This window comes from Micromonospora sp. NPDC023869 (assembly GCF_055559695.1).
The window spans coordinates 109,324-128,170 of the sequence record NZ_JBVHKD010000009.1; the positions used below are offsets into that span (position 1 = coordinate 109,324).

Below are 18,847 nucleotides of genomic sequence, written 5' to 3' on the forward strand. Positions count from 1 at the left end.
ACGGCCCAGTTCCGAAGGGACCTCCATGTCTGACACGCTCGCCGAGCGGCTCGCCCAGCTCTCCCCGGAGCGACGCCGGCTGCTGCTGGAGCGGCTGGGCCGCGGCGACGCGCGTCCCACCGGGATTCCCCGCGCCCCGCGCGACGAGGCACTGCCGCTGTCGTTCGCCCAGGAGCGGCTCTACTTCCTGTGGCGGCTGGCGCCGGCCTCGGCGGCGTACCACGCGCCGGTGGCGGTGCGCCTGACGGGCGCGGTGGACGTGGCGGCGCTGGGCACCGCGCTGTCGGCCGTGGTGGCCCGGCACGAGGTGCTGCGGACCCGTTACGTCGACGGTGCGCAGGGCCCGGAGCAGGTGGTCGACGAGGCGGTCCCGGTTCCGCTGCCGGTGGTGGACGTGCCAGGCGGTGCCGGGTCGGAGGCGGCGCTGCGGGAGCTGATCGACGCCGAGACGCTGCGGCCGTTCGACCTGGCGCAGGGGCCGGTGCTGCGGGCCACGCTGTTCCGGCGGTCCCCCGAGGAGCACGTGCTGCTGCTGGTGATGCACCACATCGCCTGTGACGGGTGGTCCCTGCCGATCATGTGGCGGGAGCTGTCCACGGTCTACCGGGACGGCGCGGCGGCTGCCCAGCGGCTGCCCGCGCTGCCGGTGCAGGTCGCCGACGTCGCCTGGTGGCAGCGACGCCGCCAGGCCGACGGCGGGTACGAGCCCGGCCTGCGGCACTGGCAGGAGCAACTGACCGACGTTCCGGTGCTGGACCTGCCGGTCGCCCGGCCCCGTCCGGCCACCCCCACCTTCGCCGGTGACCGGGTGCCGGTCCGGCTGCCCGCGCCGGTCGCCGACGGGCTGCGGGAACTCGGCCGGTCCACCGGCTGCACCCCGTTCGTCGTGCTGCTCGCCGCCTTCCAGGTGCTGCTCTCCCGGCTCTCCGGCCAGCCGGACATCGCCGTCGGCACGCCGGTCGCCGGCCGGGACTCCGACGCCGTCGCCGGGCTGGTCGGCTTCTTCGCCAACACCGTCGTGCTGCGCGGCGACCTCTCCGGCGACCCCACCTTCACCGAGCTGCTGACCCGGGTCCGGGGCGTCGTGCTCGACGGCCTGGCCCACCAGGACGTGCCGTTCGACCAGGTCGTCGAGCGGATCAACCCGGCCCGGGACGCCAGCGCCACCCCGCTGTTCCAGGTCATGTTCACCACCGACGGCGACGCCGCCGGCGCCAACGATGCCTGGGACCTGGGCGACGTGGACGTGCAGCCGTACTCGGGGGCGGCCCAGGGCGCGCAGGTCGACCTCACGCTCGGCCTGCGGGAGAGCCCGGAAGGGCTGACCGGTGAACTCGAGTACAGCGTGGACCTCTTCGACGCCGACGCCGCCGAGCGGATCGTGGAGCACCTGACACAGCTGCTCACCGGCATCGCCGAGGCACCGGACCGCCCGATCAGCGACTACCGCCTCTCCACCAGCCACGAGCGTCGCCTGGTGCGGGACTGGAACAGCACCCGGCTCAGCTACTCGCCGTCGATCTCCGTCGAGCAGCACTTCGAGGCGTACGCGGACACCACCCCGGACGCGCCCGCGCTGGTCTGGGACGGGCGGACGCTCGACTACGCAGGCGTCGAGGACCGCGCCAACCGGATCGCGAACCTGCTGCGCGGGCTCGGTGTGGGCATCGACGACCGGGTGGCGATCTGTGTCGGACGCGGTCACGACACCGTGGTCGCGCCGCTGGCCGTGCTCAAGGCCGACGCCGCGTTCATGCCGGTGGACCCGGAGCAGCCCGCCGCCCGCATCGCCGTGCTGCTCGACGACGCCACGCCGACGGTGGTGCTCTGCGATGCCACCACCGCACCCGACCTGCCCGCCGGTCCGTGGCGGCTGGTCCGGCTCGACGACCCGGCCACGCTCGCCGACACCTCGGCCGTCCGGCCACCCCGCACCGCGCCGCCGTCCGCCCTCGCGTACGTGATCTACACCTCCGGCTCGACCGGTACGCCGAAGGGCGTGATGGTCACCCGGGGCGGCACAGCGAACCTGCGCGCGGCCTGGACCACCTGGGACCCGGGGCCGCTACGCCGCTGGATGACGATCGCCAGCTCCGCCTTTGACGTCTTCGTCGGTGACGTGGTCCGGAGCCTGGCCTTCGGTAGCTGCCTGGTGCTCGGTCCCCGCTCGCTGGCCCGGGACCCGCAGGCGTTGGTGGACGCGTTGGCGGCGGAGCGCGTCGACGCCTTCGACACGGTGCCCGCCGTGCTGACCGCCATCACCGCGCACCTGACCGAGAGCGGCCGGCGGCTGCCGGAGGTCAAACTGCTGATGGTCGGCGCGGACAGCTTCGCGGTCAGCGACTACGCCGCCGCGCTGGCCGTGCTACCGGACGGTGTCCGGATCGTCAACGCCTGGGGCGCCACCGAGACGTCGATCGACAGCACGATGTTCCCGGCCCGGCCCGGGGTGAGCACCGCCTCCGGCATCGTGCCGGTCGGCGCCCCGGTGGCCAACACCGCCGTGTACGTGCTCGACGAGCGGCTGCGTCCGGTCCCGATCGGGGTGGTCGGTGACCTGTACGTCGGCGGCCACGGGGTGACCCGGGGCTACCTGAACCGGCCCGGCCTCACCGCCGACCGGTTCCTGCCCGACCCGTACGGAAGCGACAGCGGCAGCCGGCTCTACCGCACCGGTGACCGGGGCCGGTGGCTCGCCGACGGGGTCGTGGAGTTCATCGGCCGCAGCGACGACCAGGTGCAGATCCGGGGCCACCGGGTCGAGCCGGGCGAGATCGAGGCGGTGCTGCGCGGGCACCACGCGGTCAGCGAGGCGTGCGTGGTGGCGGTCCGGGACGGGGTCTCCCACCACCGGCTGGTGGCGTACGTGGTGGCCGCGACCGGCACCGCACCCACCGGTGGCGACCTCCGGGCGTACCTGGACGAGCGCCTGCCGGCGCAGTTGCGGGTCTCGGCGTTCGTGCCGATCGACCGGCTGCCCCGCACGCTCAGCGGCAAGGTGGACAAGTCCCGGCTACCGGCGGTCACACCCGAGGACGGCGCGGTGGACCGGGTCGCCCCGCGCGACGACACCGAACGGGCCGTGGCGCAGGTGTGGCAGCAGGTGCTGGACCGCACCGACCCGATCGGCGTGCACGACGACTTCTTCGAGATCGGCGGGCACTCGCTGCTGGCCACCCGGGTCGTCTTCGGCCTGCGCCAGACCCTCGGGATCGAGCTGCCGGTGCAGGCGGTGTTCGACGCCCCCACGGTCGCCTCGATGGCCGCCCGGCTCGCCACCACCGTGCACATCGCCGGCCCGGCCCCGATACCGGTGCCCCGCCTGTCCGACGGGATGCCGCTGTCGTACGCGCAGGAGCGGCTCTACTTCCTCTGGCAGTACGCGCCGGAGTCCCCGGCGTACAACATGCCGGTCGCGGTACGGCTGCACGGCGCGCTCGACGTGGACGCCCTGGCCGGCGCGCTCGGTGACGTGGTCGCCCGGCACGAGATCCTGCGGACCCACTACGTCGCCACCGACGACGGCCCGGTGCAGGTGGTCGACGCGCCGTACCCGGTCGAGCTGCCCGTGGTCACGGTCACCGGCCTCGCCGACGACCTGATCACCCGGGTCCTGCACGACGAGTGGGCCCGCCCGTTCGACCTGGGCAGCGGCCCGGTGCTGCGCGGTTTCCTGCTGCGGGTCGGCGAACACGACCACGTGCTGCTGGTGGTGCTGCACCACATCGCCTACGACGGCTGGTCCCACCAGGTCGTCTGGCGCGAGGTGACCGAGTGCTACCGGGCCCGGCGGGCCGGCACCGCACCCGATCTCGACCCGGTGACCCTGCACTACGCCGACTTCGCCTGGTGGCAGCGGGAACGGCGGGACAGCGGCCGGTACGAGGAGGCGCTCGACTACTGGCAGGGGCAACTCGCCGACCTGCCGGTGCTGCGTCTGCCGCTGGACCGGCCGCGCCCGGCGACGCCCAGCTTCGCCGCCGACCGGGTCCGGCTGGAGGTGCCGGCGGAGACCGTCCGGCGGCTGCGGGACCTCTCCTCGGCGCGGGGCGTCACGCCGTTCATGGTGCTGCTGACCGCCTTCCAGGTGCTCCTGGCCCGGGTCAGCGGCCAGCGTGACATCGCCGTGGGCACCCCGGTCACCGGCCGCGACCACCCCGAACTCGCCGACGTGGTCGGCTTCCTGGTCAACAGCGTCGTGATCCGCACCGAGCTGGGTGACAGTCCGCACGGCCCGACCTTCGCCGAACTGCTGGAACGGGTACGCGGCACGGTGCTCGGCGCGCTCAGCCACGCCGAGGTGCCCTTCGACCAGGTGGTGGAGCGGCTCAACCCGGTCCGGGACCAGAGCATGTCGCCGCTGTTCCAGGTGATGTTCACGCTGGCCGGCGCCGAGGACGAGCCCACCGGGCTGGCCGACGTCGAGGTGCGGACGCAGGATCTCGCGCTCTCGTCGCTCCAGTTCGACCTGGCGCTGATGATGCACCTGGTCGACGACCGGCTCACCGGCGAGGTCTACTTCGCCACCGAGCTGTTCGACCACACCACCGTCGAGCTGCTGGCCGACCGGCTGGTCCGACTGGTCGGCAACCTGGTGGCGGAGCCGACGGCACCGGTCTGCGCGGTGGAGATCCTGGCCGAGCGGGAGCGGCGGGAACTGCTCACCACCTGGGCGGGCAGCGCCGGTGCGCCGTCCACCCTGACCCTGCCGGAACTGTTCGAGGCGCAGGTCGCGGCCACCCCGTCGGCCCCCGCTGTCGAGGCGGACGGGCGCACGCTGCGCTACACCGAGCTGAACGAGCGGGCCAACCGGTTGGCGCGGGCCCTCGTCGCCCGGGGGGTCGGCCCGGAGCGGACCGTCGCGCTCGCGCTGCCCCGCTCGATCGACCTGATCGTCGCCATCGTCGCGGTCGCCAAGACCGGCGCGGCCTACCTGGCGGTGGACCTCACGTACCCGGCCGAGCGGCTCGCCTTCCTGCTCGACGACAGCGCGCCCACGGTGGTGCTGACCACTCGGGCCGGGCTGGCCGTGGCACCGGTGGCGGGGGCGTCCGCGACGGTGGTGCTGGAGGAGATCGATCTGGCGGCGGCCTCCCCGGCGAACCTGTCCGACACCGACCGGCTCGGCCCGCTGCGGGTCGCCGACGCGGCGTACCTCATCTACACCTCGGGCTCCACCGGTCGGCCCAAGGGTGTCGAGGTGACCCACGCCGGTCTGGCCGGGCTGCTGGCCAACCAGATCGTCCGGCACGACGCCCGACCCGGCGCGCGGGTGTCGCAACTGGTGTCGCCGAGCTTCGACGTGATGGTGGCGGAGGTGTCGATGGCGCTGCTGGCCGGCGGCTGCCTCGTGGTGTCGCCGACCACCGTCGCGGGTGAGGAACTTTACGCCTACCTGGCCGAGCAGCGGATCAGCCACGCGCACATCCCACCGTCGGTGCTGGCCACCGTGCCGCAACGGGAACTGCCGCACCTGAGAGCGATCATCACCGGTGGCGAGGGCTGCCCGCCCGACGTGGCCGCGTACTGGTCGACGGGTCGCCGCATGGTCATCGCGTACGGGCCGACCGAGGCGACCATCGACGTCAGCTCCCGCGTGTACGAGGCCGACGGCCCGCCCGACCCGCAGTCGGTCCGCGCCGACATCGGTCGCCCCATCTCGGGTGCCCGGGTCTACGTGCTGGACGAGGGGCTGCGGCTGGTGGCGCCCGGGGCGGCCGGCGAACTGTACGTGGCCGGTCCCGGGCTGGCCCGTGGCTACCGGGGACGGCCTGGACTGACCGCCTCGCGGTTCCTCGCCGACCCGTACGGACCGGCCGGATCGCGCATGTACCGCACCGGTGACCTGGTGCGGTGGCGGCCGGACGGCGGGTTGAGCTTCCTCGGCCGCGCCGACGAGCAGGTCAAGGTGCGCGGGTTCCGGGTGGAGCTTGGCGAGATTGAGGCGGTGCTGGCGGCGGGCCCCGGGGTGGGCCAGGTGGCGGTGGTGGTCCGCGAGGACCGTCCCGGCGACCAGCGGCTGGTGGGTTACGTCTGCGCGGCGGACGGCGCCCGGGTCGACGTGGAGGAGCTGCGGGCCATGGCGGCCGAGCGGCTGCCCGGCTTCATGGTGCCGTCGGCGATCGTGAAGCTGTCGGCGTTGCCGCTGACGCCCAACGGCAAGCTGGACCGGGCCGCGTTGCCGGCACCGACCCGCGATGTCGGTGGCGGACGCCGGCCGGTCGGTCCCCGTGAGTCGGTGCTGTGCGGGCTGTTCGCCGAGGTGCTCGGCGTCGACCGGGTCGGCGTGGACGACGGCTTCTTCGACCTGGGCGGGCACTCGCTGCTGGCCACCCGCCTGGTCTCCCGGGTGCGGTCGGTGCTGGGGGTGGAGCTGACCATCCGGGCGTTGTTCGAGAACCCGACGGTGGCCACCCTCGCCAAGGCGATCGACCCCACGGTGACCGCCCGGCCGGCGGTCCGCCCGGTGCCGCGTGGCGAGCGGATCCCGCTCTCCTTCGGCCAGCAGCGCCTGTGGTTCCTGGACCGGATGGACGGCACCGACACCGGGGCCCGCAACACCCCGATCGCGTTGCGGCTGGCCGGTCCGCTCGACGCCGACGCGCTCGCCGCCGCCGTCGCCGACCTGGTGGCGCGGCACGAGCCGCTGCGTACCGTCTTCGGTGAGGAGGGCGGGGTACCGTTCCAGACGGTCCTGCCGCCGACCCGACCGCCGATGCCGGTGCGGGACGTCACCGAGGCGGACCTGGCCGACGCGCTGGCCTCGGCCACCGCGCAGGGATTCGACCTCGCCGCACAGATCCCGCTGCGGGCGCAGCTCTTCCGGATCGACCCGGAACTGCACGTGCTGCTGCTGGTCATGCACCACATCGCGGTCGACGGGGCGTCGCTGGCACCGCTGAGCCGGGACCTGGCCGACGCCTACTCGCTGCGTCGGCAGGGCAAGGCCCCGCAGTGGTCACCGCTGCCGGTGCAGTACGCCGACTACGCGGTCTGGCAGCGGGAGATCCTCGGCGACGACGGTGACCGGGACAGCGAGGTCAACCGGCAGCTCGACTACTGGCGGGCCAACCTGGCCGGTTCGCCGGAGGAGTTGTCGCTGCCCACCGACCGGCCCCGCCCGCCGGTGGCCAGTTACGCGGGGGACACGGTCGCCCTGCGACTCGACGCCGACCAGCACGACGGGCTGCTGCGCCTGGCCCGCGACCGGCGGCTGAGCCTGTTCATGGTGGTGCAGGCCGGGCTCGCCGCGCTGCTGTCCCGGATGGGCGCGGGCGCCGACATCCCGATCGGCACCCCGTCGGCGGGCCGGGGCGACCCGGCGCTGGAGGCGATGGTCGGCTACTTCGTCAACACGCTGGTGCTGCGCACCGACGTCGGCGGCGACCCGACCTTCTCCGAGCTGCTCGACCGGGTACGCGACACCGACCTGGCCGCCTACGACCACCAGGACGTGCCCTTCGAGCGGGTCGTGGAGGCGGTCAGCCCGACCCGCTCGCTGGCCCGGTTCCCGCTGTTCCAGGTGCTGCTGGCGTTCCAGAACAACGCCTCGGCCGCGTTCGACTTCGCCGGTTTGCAGGTCAGCCACGAGGCGGTCCGGCACGGGGTGTCCGAGTACGACCTGACGCTGGACGTGTTCGAGGACTACGGCCCGGACGGTTCCCCGGCGGGCCTGCGCGGCTACCTGGAGTACTCGACCGACCTGTTCGACGAGCCGTCGGTGGCGGCGCTGGCCGAGCGCCTGGCGCGGCTGCTGTCCGCCGCTGCCGACGACCCGCACCTGCCGGTCAGCGAGCTGGAGGTGATGTCGGCGCAGGAGCGTCGGGCGCTGACCGTGGACTGGATGGGACCGGTCCGGCCCGCGCCGCCGGTCCGGCTGATCGACCTGCTCGCCGAGCAGGTGGCGGCCACCGGTGACGAGGTGGCGGTGGTCCACGACGACACCCGGATGACCTTCGCCGAGCTGGACGGGCGGGCCAACCGGCTGGCGCGGTTGCTGGTCGACCGGGGCGTCGGCCCGGAGCGCGTGGTCGCGCTGGCCGTACCGAGGTCGGCGGAGATGGTCGTGGCGCTGTTCGCGGTGCTCAAGGCCGGTGGCGCGTACCTGCCGCTGGACCTGGAGCATCCGGCGGACCGGCTGGCCTTCATGCTGGCCGACGCCGCACCGGTGGTCGTGCTCGGCACCGCCGCCGGACTCGCGGCGCTGCCCCCGCTGACCACCCCCGTGGTCCAGCTCGACGACGAGGCGGTCCGCACCGAGCTGGCCGCGCTCTCCGACGCGGAGCTGGCCGACCCGGAACGTCTTGCGCCGCTGCGGCCGGAGAACCCCGCGTACGTCATCTACACCTCCGGGTCGACGGGTCGGCCGAAGGCGGTCGTCATCGAGCACCGGGGCATGGTCAACCTGTACTGGAGCCACCGCAACACGTTCTTCCGCCCCGAGGTGGCGGCGGCCGGTGGCGGTCGGCTGCGGATCGGCTTCACCGCGCCGCTGACGTTCGACACCTCGTGGGACTCGCTGCTCTGGATGCTCGACGGGCACGAGCTGCACGTCATCAACGACTTCGTGCGCCGCGACGCCGAGGCGTTCGTCGACTACATCGACCGGCAGCGCATCGGGTTCGTCGACCTGACGCCGTCGTTCATGCAGCAGCTCGTCGCCGCCGGCATGTTCGCCGACGGCCGGCACCATCCGACCGTGCTGATGGTCGGCGGCGAGGCCGTCACCGAGACGTTGTGGAACGCGATGCGGGCCACCCCGGACACGGCCAGCTACAACTTCTACGGCCAGACCGAGTGCTCGAACGACACCGCAGCGTACCGGGTCGCCGACGGGGACGTGCCGCTGATCGGCAAGCCGATCCTGAACTCCCGGCTGTACGTGCTGGACGAGGCGCTGCGGATGGTGGCGCCGGGCGCGGCCGGTGAGCTGTACGTGGCGGGCGCCGGGCTGGGCCGGGGCTACTGGGGACGGGCCGGACTCACCGCGACCCGGTTCGTCGCCGACCCGTTCGGCCCGCCCGGGTCGCGCATGTATCGCACCGGCGACGTGGTGCGCTGGGGACTGGACGGCAACCTGAGCTTCGTCGGCCGCGCCGACGACCAGGTGAAGGTGCGCGGGTTCCGGGTGGAACTCGGCGAGATCGAGGCCGTCCTGGCCGCCGACCCCGCCGTCGGCCAGGTCGCCGTGGTGGTACGCGAGGACCGCCCCGGCGACCAGCGGCTGGTCGCCTACGTCTGCCCGGTCGCCGGTGGCCAGGTCGACCTGGCCGCGCTGCGGGCGCAGGCCGGCGAGCAACTGCCCGGCTTCATGGTGCCCTCGGCGCTGGTGCCGATGGACTCGCTGCCGCTGACCCCCAACGGCAAGCTGGACCGCGCGGCGCTGCCCGTCCCCGAGTCGACCGGCGGCGCCGGTGGCCGAGGGCCGGTGGGGCCCCGCGAGACGGTGCTCTGCGGCCTGTTCGCCGAGGTGCTCGGCCTGGACACGGTCGGTGTCGACGACGGCTTCTTCGACCTGGGCGGCCACTCGCTGCTGGCGACCCGCCTGGTGTCCCGGGTACGCACCGCGCTGGGCGTGGAGCTGACCATCCGGGCGCTGTTCGAGAACCCGACCGTGGCCAGCCTCGCCGCAGCCGTCGAGTCCGGGGTGACCGCCGACCCGTTCGACGTGCTGATGCCGATGCGGGTGCACGGCGACCGCGAGCCGCTGTTCTGCGTACACCCGGTCGGTGGTCTGAGCTGGTGCTACTCGGGGCTGCTGCGGCAGGCGGGCATCGACCGGCCGATCTACGGGTTGCAGGCGCGCGGCGCGGACGGCGGCGAGGTGCTGGCCGGCAGCGTCGAGGAGATGGCTGCCGACTACCTCGCCGAGATCCGGCGGATCCAGCCGCACGGCCCCTACCACCTGCTCGGCTGGTCGTTCGGCGGCCTGGTCGCCCACGCCATGGCCACCCGCCTGCAGGCCGACGGCGAGCGGGTCGCGGTGCTCACGCTGATCGACAGCTACCCGGCGATGGACGTGGAGGACGTCCGGGTGGAAACCGCGGCCCAGGCCCGCGCGCTGCTCTTCGACGCCCTCGGCCGACCGGGGTCGGCCGGCGACCGGGACGCGGTCTCCGACGACGGGGTCCGGCCGGACCCGGGCGACGAACTGCTCGACGCCAAGACCGTGGAGGCACTGACCGGGGTGGTGCTGAACAACGCCCGCCTGATGGACGCGTTCACGCCTGAGCGTTTCCACGGTGACGTGCAGTTGTTCGTGGCCACCCAGACCTGGGACGACCGCCTCGACCCGGCCACGGTCTGGCAGGCGTACGTCGACGGCCGGGTCGACGTGCTGCCGGTCGACTGCGAGCACGACCGGATGACGCAGGCTCCGGCACTGGACACCATCGGCCCGGCGTTGGCCGACCGGTTGCGGCTCGCCCGCGACCACGAGATCACCACGACATGAGAGGAACCACCGATGACGCAGCCGGATGACGTCCGTTTCAAGGTCGTGGTCAACCACGAGGAGCAGTACTCGGTGTGGTGGTCGGACCGGCCCAACCCGCCGGGCTGGCAGGACGAGGGCACCGACGGCACCCGTCAGGAGTGCCTCGACCACATCGACCGGGTGTGGAAGGACATGCGGCCGCGCAGCGTGCGGACCGTTCGGGAAGCGATCCAGGGAGCACAGGCATGATGATCCGTAACGTTGTCATCGTCGGTGGCGGGACCGCCGGCTGGATGACCGCCACCTACCTCAAGACCGCCTTCCAGGACCGGATCTCGGTGACCCTCGTGGAGTCGGCGGCGGTCGGCACGATCGGCGTCGGCGAGGCGACGTTCAGCACCATCCGGCACTTCTTCGACTACCTGGGTCTGGACGAGCGGGAGTGGATGCCGCAGTGCAGCGGCTCCTACAAGCTGGCCATCAAGTACGACAACTGGCGCGGCGACGGCAGCCACTTCTTCCACCCGTTCGAGCGGCTGCGCACCTCCGACGGGTTCACCGCCGCCGAGTGGAACCTGGCCCTCGGCGACCCGACCGAGAGCTTCGACCGGGGCTCGTTCATCACGCCGTACCTGTGCGAGGCGGAGCGTTCCCCGCGGATGCTCGACGGGACGCTCTTCACTGCCAGCCTCGACGGCGAGCTGGGCCGCTCCACCCTGGACGAGCAGCGGGCACAGTTCCCGTACGCCTACCACTTCGACGCCGCGCTGATGGCCCGCTACCTGACCAAGCTCGGTGTCGCGCAGGGCGTCCGGCACGTGGTCGACGACGTCGTCGGTGTCGGGCAGGACGAGCGCGGCTGGATCACCCACGTCTCCACCCGCAACCAGGGCGACGTCACCGGTGACCTCTTCGTGGACTGCACCGGCTTCCGGGGCCTGCTGATCAACCAGACGCTGAAGGAGAAGTTCGTCTCCTTCACCGACGTGCTGCCGAACAACCGCGCGGTGGCGCTGCGGGTGCCCCGGGACATGGCCGAGCACGGTATCGCTCCGTACACCAAGGCCACCGCCAAGGACGCCGGCTGGATCTGGACCATCCCGCTGTACGGCAGGATCGGCACGGGCTACGTCTACTCCGACCAGTTCTGCGAGCCGGAGGAGGCGGAGCGCACGCTGCGCGAGTTCGCCGCGCCGGGGCAGGACGAGCTGGAGGCCAACCACATCCGGATGCGGATCGGCCGCAACGAGCGGTCCTGGGTGAACAACTGCGTGGCGGTCGGCCTGTCCAGCGGCTTCGTCGAGCCGTTGGAGTCCACCGGCATCTTCTTCATCCAGCACGCCATCGAACAACTGGTGAAGCACTTCCCGGACAACACCTGGGACGACACCCTGATCCGCGGCTACAACGACAAGGTCGCGCGGGTGATCGACGGGGTCAAGGAGTTCCTGGTCCTGCACTACGTCGCCTCGCCCCGGCAGGACACCGACTACTGGCGGGAGACCAAGGTCCGCGCCATCCCGGACGGGCTGGCCGAGCGGCTGGAGACCGCGGCGGTGCGGCTGCTCGACGAGAGCACCATCTACCCGTACTACCACGGGTTCGAGGTCTACTCGTGGATCACCATCTGCCTCGGCATGGGGCTGGCGCCGAAGAGCCCCCGGCCGGCGCTGGCGCACATCGACCCCGCCCGCGCGTCGGCCGAGCTGGCCGCGATCCGGGCCGACGCCGAGCGGCTGGTGAAGACCCTGCCCAGCGCGTACGAGTACCTGAGCACCATCCAACCGGCGGCGGAGGGGTGATGACGGTCGTACCGATGCGTCCCGGATCCGAGCCGTCGCTGGCCGACGGCTGCCGCACCTTCATGAGCGGCTTCCCGACCGGGGTGGCGGTGGTGACCAGCGTGGACGGCGAGGGGGCGCCGTGGGGACTGACCTGCTCGTCGCTGATGAGCGTCACGCTGGAGCCGCCGACCCTGCTGGTCAGCCTCAAGGTGGGCAGCCGCACGCTGGCCGCCATCGAGGACCGGGACCGGTTCGCGGTCAACCTGCTGCACGCCCGGGGCCAGCGGGCGGCGGAGGTCTTCGCCACCGGCCAGGCGGACCGCTTCCACCAGGTCGTCTGGCAGCCCCGGGGCGACGACCGGTTGCCGTGGCTGGTGGAGGACGCCTGCGGGTTCGCCGCCTGCACGCTCTCCGACGTCCGGATCGTCGGTGACCACGCGCTGGTGGTGGGGCAGGTCTCCGACGTCCAGTACACCGCCGACACCCCACTGCTGTACGGGTTGCGCCAGTACTCGCGGTGGCAGCCCTCGATCGTGGAAGGGTCCACGTGCGCCAGCTAGTCCTCGTCAACATGCCCTTCGCCGACCGGCGTCGACCGTCGTTCGCGCTCAGCCAGCTCTCCGCGTTGGTCCGCCGGGACTTCCCGGACGATTTCGACGTACGGGTCTGCTACATCAACCACGACTTCGTCCGCTACTTCGGCGCCCAGGAGTACGACGCCATCGCCGGGGACATGGACTTCCACGTCGCCGGGGTGGGGGACTGGATGTTCCGGCAGCTCGCCTTCCCGGAGCTGCCGGACAACGTGGACGAGTACTTCAGCCGCTACTTCACCGGCCCGGCAAAGGCCGACCTGCGGCGTACCGTGCTGCGTCGCCGCGAGGGCCTCAAGGACTTCCTGCGCAGCATGGTGGAGAAGTACCGGCTCGACGAGGCGGACCTGCTCGGCTTCAGCTCGATGTTCACCCAGAACCTCCCCAGCCTCGCGGCGGCCCGGATGGTCAAGGACCGCAACCCGGCGGTGACCACGCTGATCGGCGGCGCCAACTGCGAGGCGCCGATGGGCGCGGCGTTGGCGCAGAACTGCCCGCAGCTCGACTTCGTCTTCTCCGGTCCCGCACTGGTCACGTTCCCCGAGTTCCTGCGCAGCGTGCTCGACGACGACCTGGAGCGGGCGCACCGGATCCGTGGCGTCGTCACCCGGCGCAACCAGATGGAGAGCCGCTACCGCAAGGGGATCGGCCCGAACGCCGACATCGACGACTACTTCGACCCGGACTACACCGAGTTCCGTACGTCGTTCGACCAGATGGTGCAGCTTCCGGCCGCCGCGGCGGAGCCGATGCTGTTCTTCGAGACCTCTCGGGGCTGCTGGTGGGGCGAGCGGGCGCACTGCACGTTCTGCGGCCTCAACGGTCAGACCATGGCCTACCGGGCGATGCGACCGGAGAACGCGCTCAAGCAGTTCGACTGGCTCTTCTCGCACGCGCCGTGGGCCAAGAAGTACTGCTGCACGGACAACATCATGCCGATGGACTACCTCACCGAGGTGTTCCCGAAGCTCGACCCGCCCGAGGGTATCTCGATCTTCTACGAGGTGAAGGTCGGTCTGGACATCGAGGACATGACGGTGCTGGAACGCGCCGGGGTGAACGAGATCCAGCCGGGCATCGAGGCGATGGCGACACCGACGCTCAAGCTGATGCGCAAGGGCACGTCGTCGTTCCAGAACATCCAGTTCCTCAAGAACTGCCTGCGGCTCGGGATCAGCCCGGTCTGGAACCTGTTGATCGGGTTCCCCGGCGAGGCCGAGGAGACCTACCGGCGCTACGTCGACGACCTGCCGCTGCTGTCCCACCTGCCACCGCCGCAGGGCTGCTTCCCGGTGCGGTTCGACAGGTTCAGCCCGTACTTCAACAACGCCGCCGAGTACGGGCTCGACCTGGAGCCGGTGGACCACTACCGGCTGACGTACCCGTTCGACCGCGACGGGCTGCGCGACGTGGCCTACTACTTCGCCGACCAGAACGTCTCCGACTACATGATCTCGTCGGCGACCTGGCTGCGCCCGCTGCGCGAACGGGTCGGGCAGTGGAACACGGCGTGGGCGGCGGGCAGTGGCCCGGCGCTGACCCTGACCCGGACCGATGGCGGCACCACGATCCGGGACACCCGCTCGGGTGCCGAGCTGGTCTACCCGATCGACGACGCCGACACCGAGCTGCTGCTGCACCTCGACAAGCCGGTACGGGTGGACAAGCTCGGCGCTGAACTGCCGCATCTGGCCGACGAACTGGAGAAGCGGCTGGCCGGCTTGCGGGAACGCGGGCTGCTCTTCTTCGAGGGGCACCGGGTGATGAGTGTCTGCGTCTCCGACAGCGACGTCGACCCGATGCCCCGCCCGCGCCGCACCGTGGTCGGCGGGACCCGTTCGCTGCCGCTGACGCCGACCCGACCGGCCCCAAACCTGTCCCTTCCGGTGGCCTGAACCAGGATCGAAGGAGCCAGTCATGCCACTCGTCGTGGCCAACGGCACGAAGATCAGCTACGCCGAGCGTGGCACCGGGGAGCCGGTCGTCCTGGTGATGGGGACCGGCAGCCCGGGCAGCGTGTGGCAACTGCACCAGGTGCCGGCGCTGGTGGCGGCCGGGTACCGGGTGGTCACCTTCGACAACCGTGGGGTCGCGCCGTTGCCGCCGGGCGCGGCCAAGCCGACCGTCGAGGATCTCGTCGGCGACGTCGTCGCTCTGGTCGAGCGTCTCTGCGGCGGCCGGGCCCGGCTGGTCGGCACGTCGATGGGCGCACACGTGGTGCAGGAGGTGATGGTCACTCGGCCGGACCTGGTGCAGCAGGCGGTGCTGATGGCGACGCGGGGCCGGACCGACACCTTCCGGGGCGCGCTTGCCACGGCGGAGGCCGCCATCGCGCTGGGAGAGGCGAAGCTGCCACCGCAGGCGTACGCCGTGTGGCGGCTGATCCAGAGCCTGTCCCCGCACACGCTCAACGACGAGAAGCAGGCCCGCTCCTGGCTGGACCTGATGGAGTTCTTCCCACCCTCCCTCGAGGTGGCCGAGGCCCAGACCGAGCTGGAACGGATGGCGGACCGGCTCGACGCGTACCGGGCCGTCACGCCGCCGCCGGACGGCGCTCTGGTGGTCGGCTTCGCCGACGACCTGGTGACACCGCCGCATCTGGGCCGGGAGGTCGCCGAGGCGATTCCCGGCGCCCGGTTCACCGAGGTCGCCCGCTGCGGGCACTTCGGCTATCTGGAACGGCCGGACGCCGTCAACGCGCTGCTCGTCGAGTTCTTCGGTGACCGTGTTCCTTCCACACGTTCGACGCAATGAAAGTGCGCGGTCCGCGCTGCGATCGGTGGCTCGGGCATGGGCGAAAACGGCGTAAGAGAAGCGAATAGGAGGTAACTGTGGAAGCTTCTGTGGTGGATCCCCTCGCGAGACTCGCGGCGCACGAGGTCAGCTCGGAACAGCTGGCCGAGGCACGTGAGCACCTCGCGAAGTACGGTTTCACAAAAGTGTCCTTCGTCGTTCCGGAGGAGTTGAAGGAGACCGTCGCGACCGAGGTGCTGAACCTGGTCGGCGAGGCCGGTGTCCGACGCGACCTACGGTTCGCCGCGACCGGCAACACCCTGCGTCGGATGCGCAACGTACGCCGCGACGAGGTGGCCGAGCGCAGCACGGTCATCCCGGCGGTGTACGAGTCCGAGGCCCTGCTCGCGCTGCTGTCCAAGGTGGCCGGCGAGGCGGTGTTGCCCTGCCCGTACGAGCCGGAGCAGTACGTGATCACCCGGCTCGAGGAGAGCGGCGACACGCACGGCTGGCACTGGGACGACTATGCCTTCGCGCTGGTCTGGATCATCGAGTGTCCGGCGGTCGAGCACGGCGGCTTCGTGCAGTGCGTGCCGGGCACGACGTGGAACAAGGAAAACCCGGAGATCCACCGGGCATTTCTGGCCGGGCCGACCTATTCGGCCTCCTTCGTGCCCGGTGACCTCTATCTGATGCGCACCGACACCACCTTGCACAGGGTCTATCCGATCACCGGGGGAGTACGGACGATCATCAATATGGGTTACGCCGCCACCACCGATCTGGACCGGCACATCTCACACGAGACGATGGACGCGTTGTGGGCTGAGTCGTCTCCGGCGGCGCCACCAATCCGCTAAGGAGGAAACAATGACCGACACGATCGTCGAGACATATTCGGCGGACGCTCCCTCGTACACGGTCGGAGCAGCCGCGAGCCTCTTCTCGTCCTACGTGGTCACCTCGGCGATCTCCGCCAGCCACCAGATCGGCCTGCTCGACTTGCTGCACGCCGAGGGCGGCACGGACGTGGCCACGGCCGCCGGCAACCGTCTCGACCACGGCGTGGTCCGAGGGCTGCTGGACACGCTGGTCTGGGCGAAGGTGGTCGAGGCCGACGGGGACCGGTACCTGACCGGGCCGGGCTTCGCCGACGTCTACGCCGCCCGGGGCTACTTCTATTGGGTGGTCAAGGGGTGCGGCGAGCTGTTCTCCATCGCACCCGACGTCGCCGCGCCCGAGCAGCGGGTGGGCGACTTCTACCACCGAGACATGCGGGCCGTGGCGATCGGCTCCCGCCTGATCGGCGACAGCGAGGTGGAGCCGCTCTTCGACGAGATCGTCACCGGGCTCGACTTCGCCGCGATCGCCGACCTCGGCTGCGGCTCCGGGCAGCGCCTGATCCGGATCGCCCAGCGCGACCCGTCGGTGAGCGCGGTCGGTGTCGACATCGCCCGGGGCTCCGTGGAGCTGGCCGAGAAGTCGGTGGCCGACGCGGGCCTGGAGGGCCGGGTCCACATCGTCCAGGGCAACGTGCTGACCCTGGAGCCCACCGAGGTCTTCGCCGACGTGGAGGTGGTGACCTGCGTCTTCATGGGCCACGACTTCTGGCCGATGCAGCGGTGCGTCGACGGGCTGGCCAACCTGCGCCGGGCGTTCCCGAACGTCAAGCGACTGCTGCTCTGCGACGTGGTCCGCACCCCCGGACCGGCCAGCCCGGAGACGACCACCATCTTCACCCTCGGCTTCGAGTTGATCCACGCCCTGATGGGCGTCTACATCCCCAGTCGGGAGGAGTGGTTGACGGCGTTCGAGGCGGCCGGGTGGGACCTGGTCCGCGAGCGTCACGTGGCCGCACCTCCGTCCGGGATCCTCTTCGAGCTGGTCCCGTCGGCCCCCAGGAGCGCCTGAGATGTCCAACCCGTTCGACCGGCCTGACGGCACCTACCTGGTGCTGGTCAACGCCGAAGCGCAGTACTCCCTGTGGCCCGAGTCGAACCCGGTGCCCGACGGCTGGACGGTGGCGCACGGCCCGGCCGGGCGTGACGACTGCCTCGCCTTCGTCGAGGTCACCTGGACGGACATGCGGCCGGCGAGCCTGGCCCGGGCGATGGCGGCGGACTCCGGAGCGTCCCGGTGACCACCGACTGGCCCCGATACCAGCTCAGCGACGCCGATCTCACCGCGTTACGGGCGATCGGCGAGACCGTACGATCCACGTCCGACGTGGACCCCCGGCAGCCGGACTTCTACGACCGCCACCGGTCCGCGGTGCGGCACCTGCCGGCCGGTCTGTGGGAGTTCCTGGACGAGTTCCGGCACGGCGAGCCGGCGGCGGCCTGCTCGGTGCTCGGCTTTCCGGTCGACGACCGGCAGGTCGGGCCGACGCCGACGCACTGGGACGCCGAGCGTCGGGGCAGCCACGTCACCGAGGTCGAGGTGTTCATGGCGCTGTGCGGCATGGCGCTGGGGGACCCGTTCACCTGGACCACGCTCCAGGGCGGACGGCTCGTCCAGAACATCGTGCCGATCGCGGGCGACGAGGCGCGGCAGAACGGTCACGGCAGCGAGGCGTTGCTGGAGTTCCACACCGAGGACGCCTTCCACCCGAGCCGCTGCGACTACCTGCTGCTGTTCGGCGTCCGCAACGAGGACAAGGTGGCCACCACGGTGGCGTCGGTGCGGGAACTGGACCTGGACCCGGCCGACGTCGAGGTGCTGCGGCAGCCGCGCTACCACATCCTTCCCGACGACGAGCACATCCGTCAGCTCACCCTGAGCCAGCCGGACCATCCGGCCCTCAAGCTGGTCGAGCGGATGCGGGACGACCCGGAGCCGGTCGCCGTGCTGTTCGGCGATCCGTCCCGGCCGTACCTGCGGATCGACCTGCCCTTCATGCGGTGCGTGGGCGGTGACGACGACGTGGCCGCCCGGCGGGCGCTGGACGCCCTGCACTCGCAGTTGCTCGCGCACCAGCACGACGTGGTGGTGGAGCGCGGCACGCTGCTGATCGTCGACAACTACCAGGCGGTGCACGGCCGCAAGTCGTTCCGGGCCCGTTACGACGGGACCGATCGGTGGCTCAAGAAGCTGACGGTCAGCCGCAACCTGCGGTCGGGCAGCGGGTCGCCGGCGGGCGGCCGGGTGCTGGTCTGACCGGAACACCGGTGGTGGGGGGGGGGGCCCCCCCCCCCCCCCCCCCCCCCCGCACTGGGGGGGTTTGGTGGGGGAGGGTCTAAAATACCGGGGCGGCCCCCGCCACGGCTGGGGCCCCGCCCCCACGGTGGGCGCCGGGGGGGGCC

General features: G+C 71.8%; 10 protein-coding genes. All 10 read left to right on the plus strand.

The genetic code is table 11. The features are described from left to right. Positions 1-25: 25 nt before the first annotated feature. Positions 26-10,453, plus strand: coding sequence for a non-ribosomal peptide synthetase (locus ACZ31C_RS23445; RefSeq protein ID WP_465797083.1), 10,428 nt, complete (start codon positions 26-28; stop codon positions 10,451-10,453). A gap of 12 nt (positions 10,454-10,465) precedes the next feature. After that, positions 10,466-10,684, plus strand: coding sequence for an MbtH family protein (locus tag ACZ31C_RS23450; RefSeq protein WP_131051449.1), 219 nt, complete (start codon positions 10,466-10,468; stop codon positions 10,682-10,684). Continuing rightward, the gene (locus tag ACZ31C_RS23455; RefSeq protein ID WP_396740370.1) at positions 10,681-12,237 is read left to right on the plus strand and encodes a tryptophan halogenase family protein; all 1,557 of its coding nucleotides are present in this window, start codon (positions 10,681-10,683) and stop codon (positions 12,235-12,237) included. Before ACZ31C_RS23450 ends, ACZ31C_RS23455 begins: the two co-directional genes overlap by 4 nt. Continuing rightward, positions 12,237-12,779: a flavin reductase family protein gene (locus tag ACZ31C_RS23460; protein WP_396740368.1), complete on the plus strand. Its 543-nt coding sequence runs from the start codon at positions 12,237-12,239 to the stop codon at positions 12,777-12,779. The genes ACZ31C_RS23455 and ACZ31C_RS23460 overlap by 1 nt, the downstream gene beginning before the upstream one ends. After that, the gene (locus ACZ31C_RS23465) at positions 12,767-14,707 is read left to right on the plus strand and encodes a RiPP maturation radical SAM C-methyltransferase (protein ID WP_465797084.1); all 1,941 of its coding nucleotides are present in this window, start codon (positions 12,767-12,769) and stop codon (positions 14,705-14,707) included. The genes ACZ31C_RS23460 and ACZ31C_RS23465 overlap by 13 nt, the downstream gene beginning before the upstream one ends. Before the next feature lie 22 nt (positions 14,708-14,729). Then, positions 14,730-15,566, plus strand: coding sequence for an alpha/beta fold hydrolase (locus ACZ31C_RS23470; protein WP_449952312.1), 837 nt, complete (start codon positions 14,730-14,732; stop codon positions 15,564-15,566). A gap of 92 nt (positions 15,567-15,658) precedes the next feature. Continuing rightward, the gene (locus ACZ31C_RS23475) at positions 15,659-16,405 is read left to right on the plus strand and encodes a HalD/BesD family halogenase (protein WP_465797085.1); all 747 of its coding nucleotides are present in this window, start codon (positions 15,659-15,661) and stop codon (positions 16,403-16,405) included. Positions 16,406-16,415: 10 nt separating this feature from the next. Next, complete coding sequence (locus ACZ31C_RS23480) at positions 16,416-17,456, plus strand: class I SAM-dependent methyltransferase (protein WP_465797086.1); 1,041 nt, start codon at positions 16,416-16,418, stop codon at positions 17,454-17,456. Between the two features lies 1 nt (position 17,457). After that, complete coding sequence (locus ACZ31C_RS23485) at positions 17,458-17,685, plus strand: MbtH family protein (protein WP_350698966.1); 228 nt, start codon at positions 17,458-17,460, stop codon at positions 17,683-17,685. Further along, a complete protein-coding gene (gene gntD, locus ACZ31C_RS23490) occupies positions 17,682-18,701 on the plus strand; it encodes a guanitoxin biosynthesis L-enduracididine beta-hydroxylase GntD (protein WP_396740359.1) in 1,020 nt (339 codons plus the stop codon). Before ACZ31C_RS23485 ends, gntD begins: the two co-directional genes overlap by 4 nt. The last annotated feature ends 146 nt before the right edge of the window (positions 18,702-18,847 follow it).

Excerpts from the sequence above, each read along its gene's own strand:
- ACZ31C_RS23450 (WP_131051449.1), top strand. The coding sequence starts at position 10,466 with ATGACGCAGCCGGATGACGTCCGTTTCAAGGTCGTGGTCAACCACGAG.
- ACZ31C_RS23485 (WP_350698966.1), top strand. The coding sequence starts at position 17,458 with ATGTCCAACCCGTTCGACCGGCCTGACGGCACCTACCTGGTGCTGGTC.
- ACZ31C_RS23460 (WP_396740368.1), top strand. The coding sequence starts at position 12,237 with ATGACGGTCGTACCGATGCGTCCCGGATCCGAGCCGTCGCTGGCCGAC.
- ACZ31C_RS23480 (WP_465797086.1), top strand. The coding sequence starts at position 16,416 with ATGACCGACACGATCGTCGAGACATATTCGGCGGACGCTCCCTCGTAC.
- ACZ31C_RS23455 (WP_396740370.1), top strand. The coding sequence starts at position 10,681 with ATGATGATCCGTAACGTTGTCATCGTCGGTGGCGGGACCGCCGGCTGG.
- ACZ31C_RS23445 (WP_465797083.1), top strand. The coding sequence starts at position 26 with ATGTCTGACACGCTCGCCGAGCGGCTCGCCCAGCTCTCCCCGGAGCGA.
- ACZ31C_RS23470 (WP_449952312.1), top strand. The coding sequence starts at position 14,730 with ATGCCACTCGTCGTGGCCAACGGCACGAAGATCAGCTACGCCGAGCGT.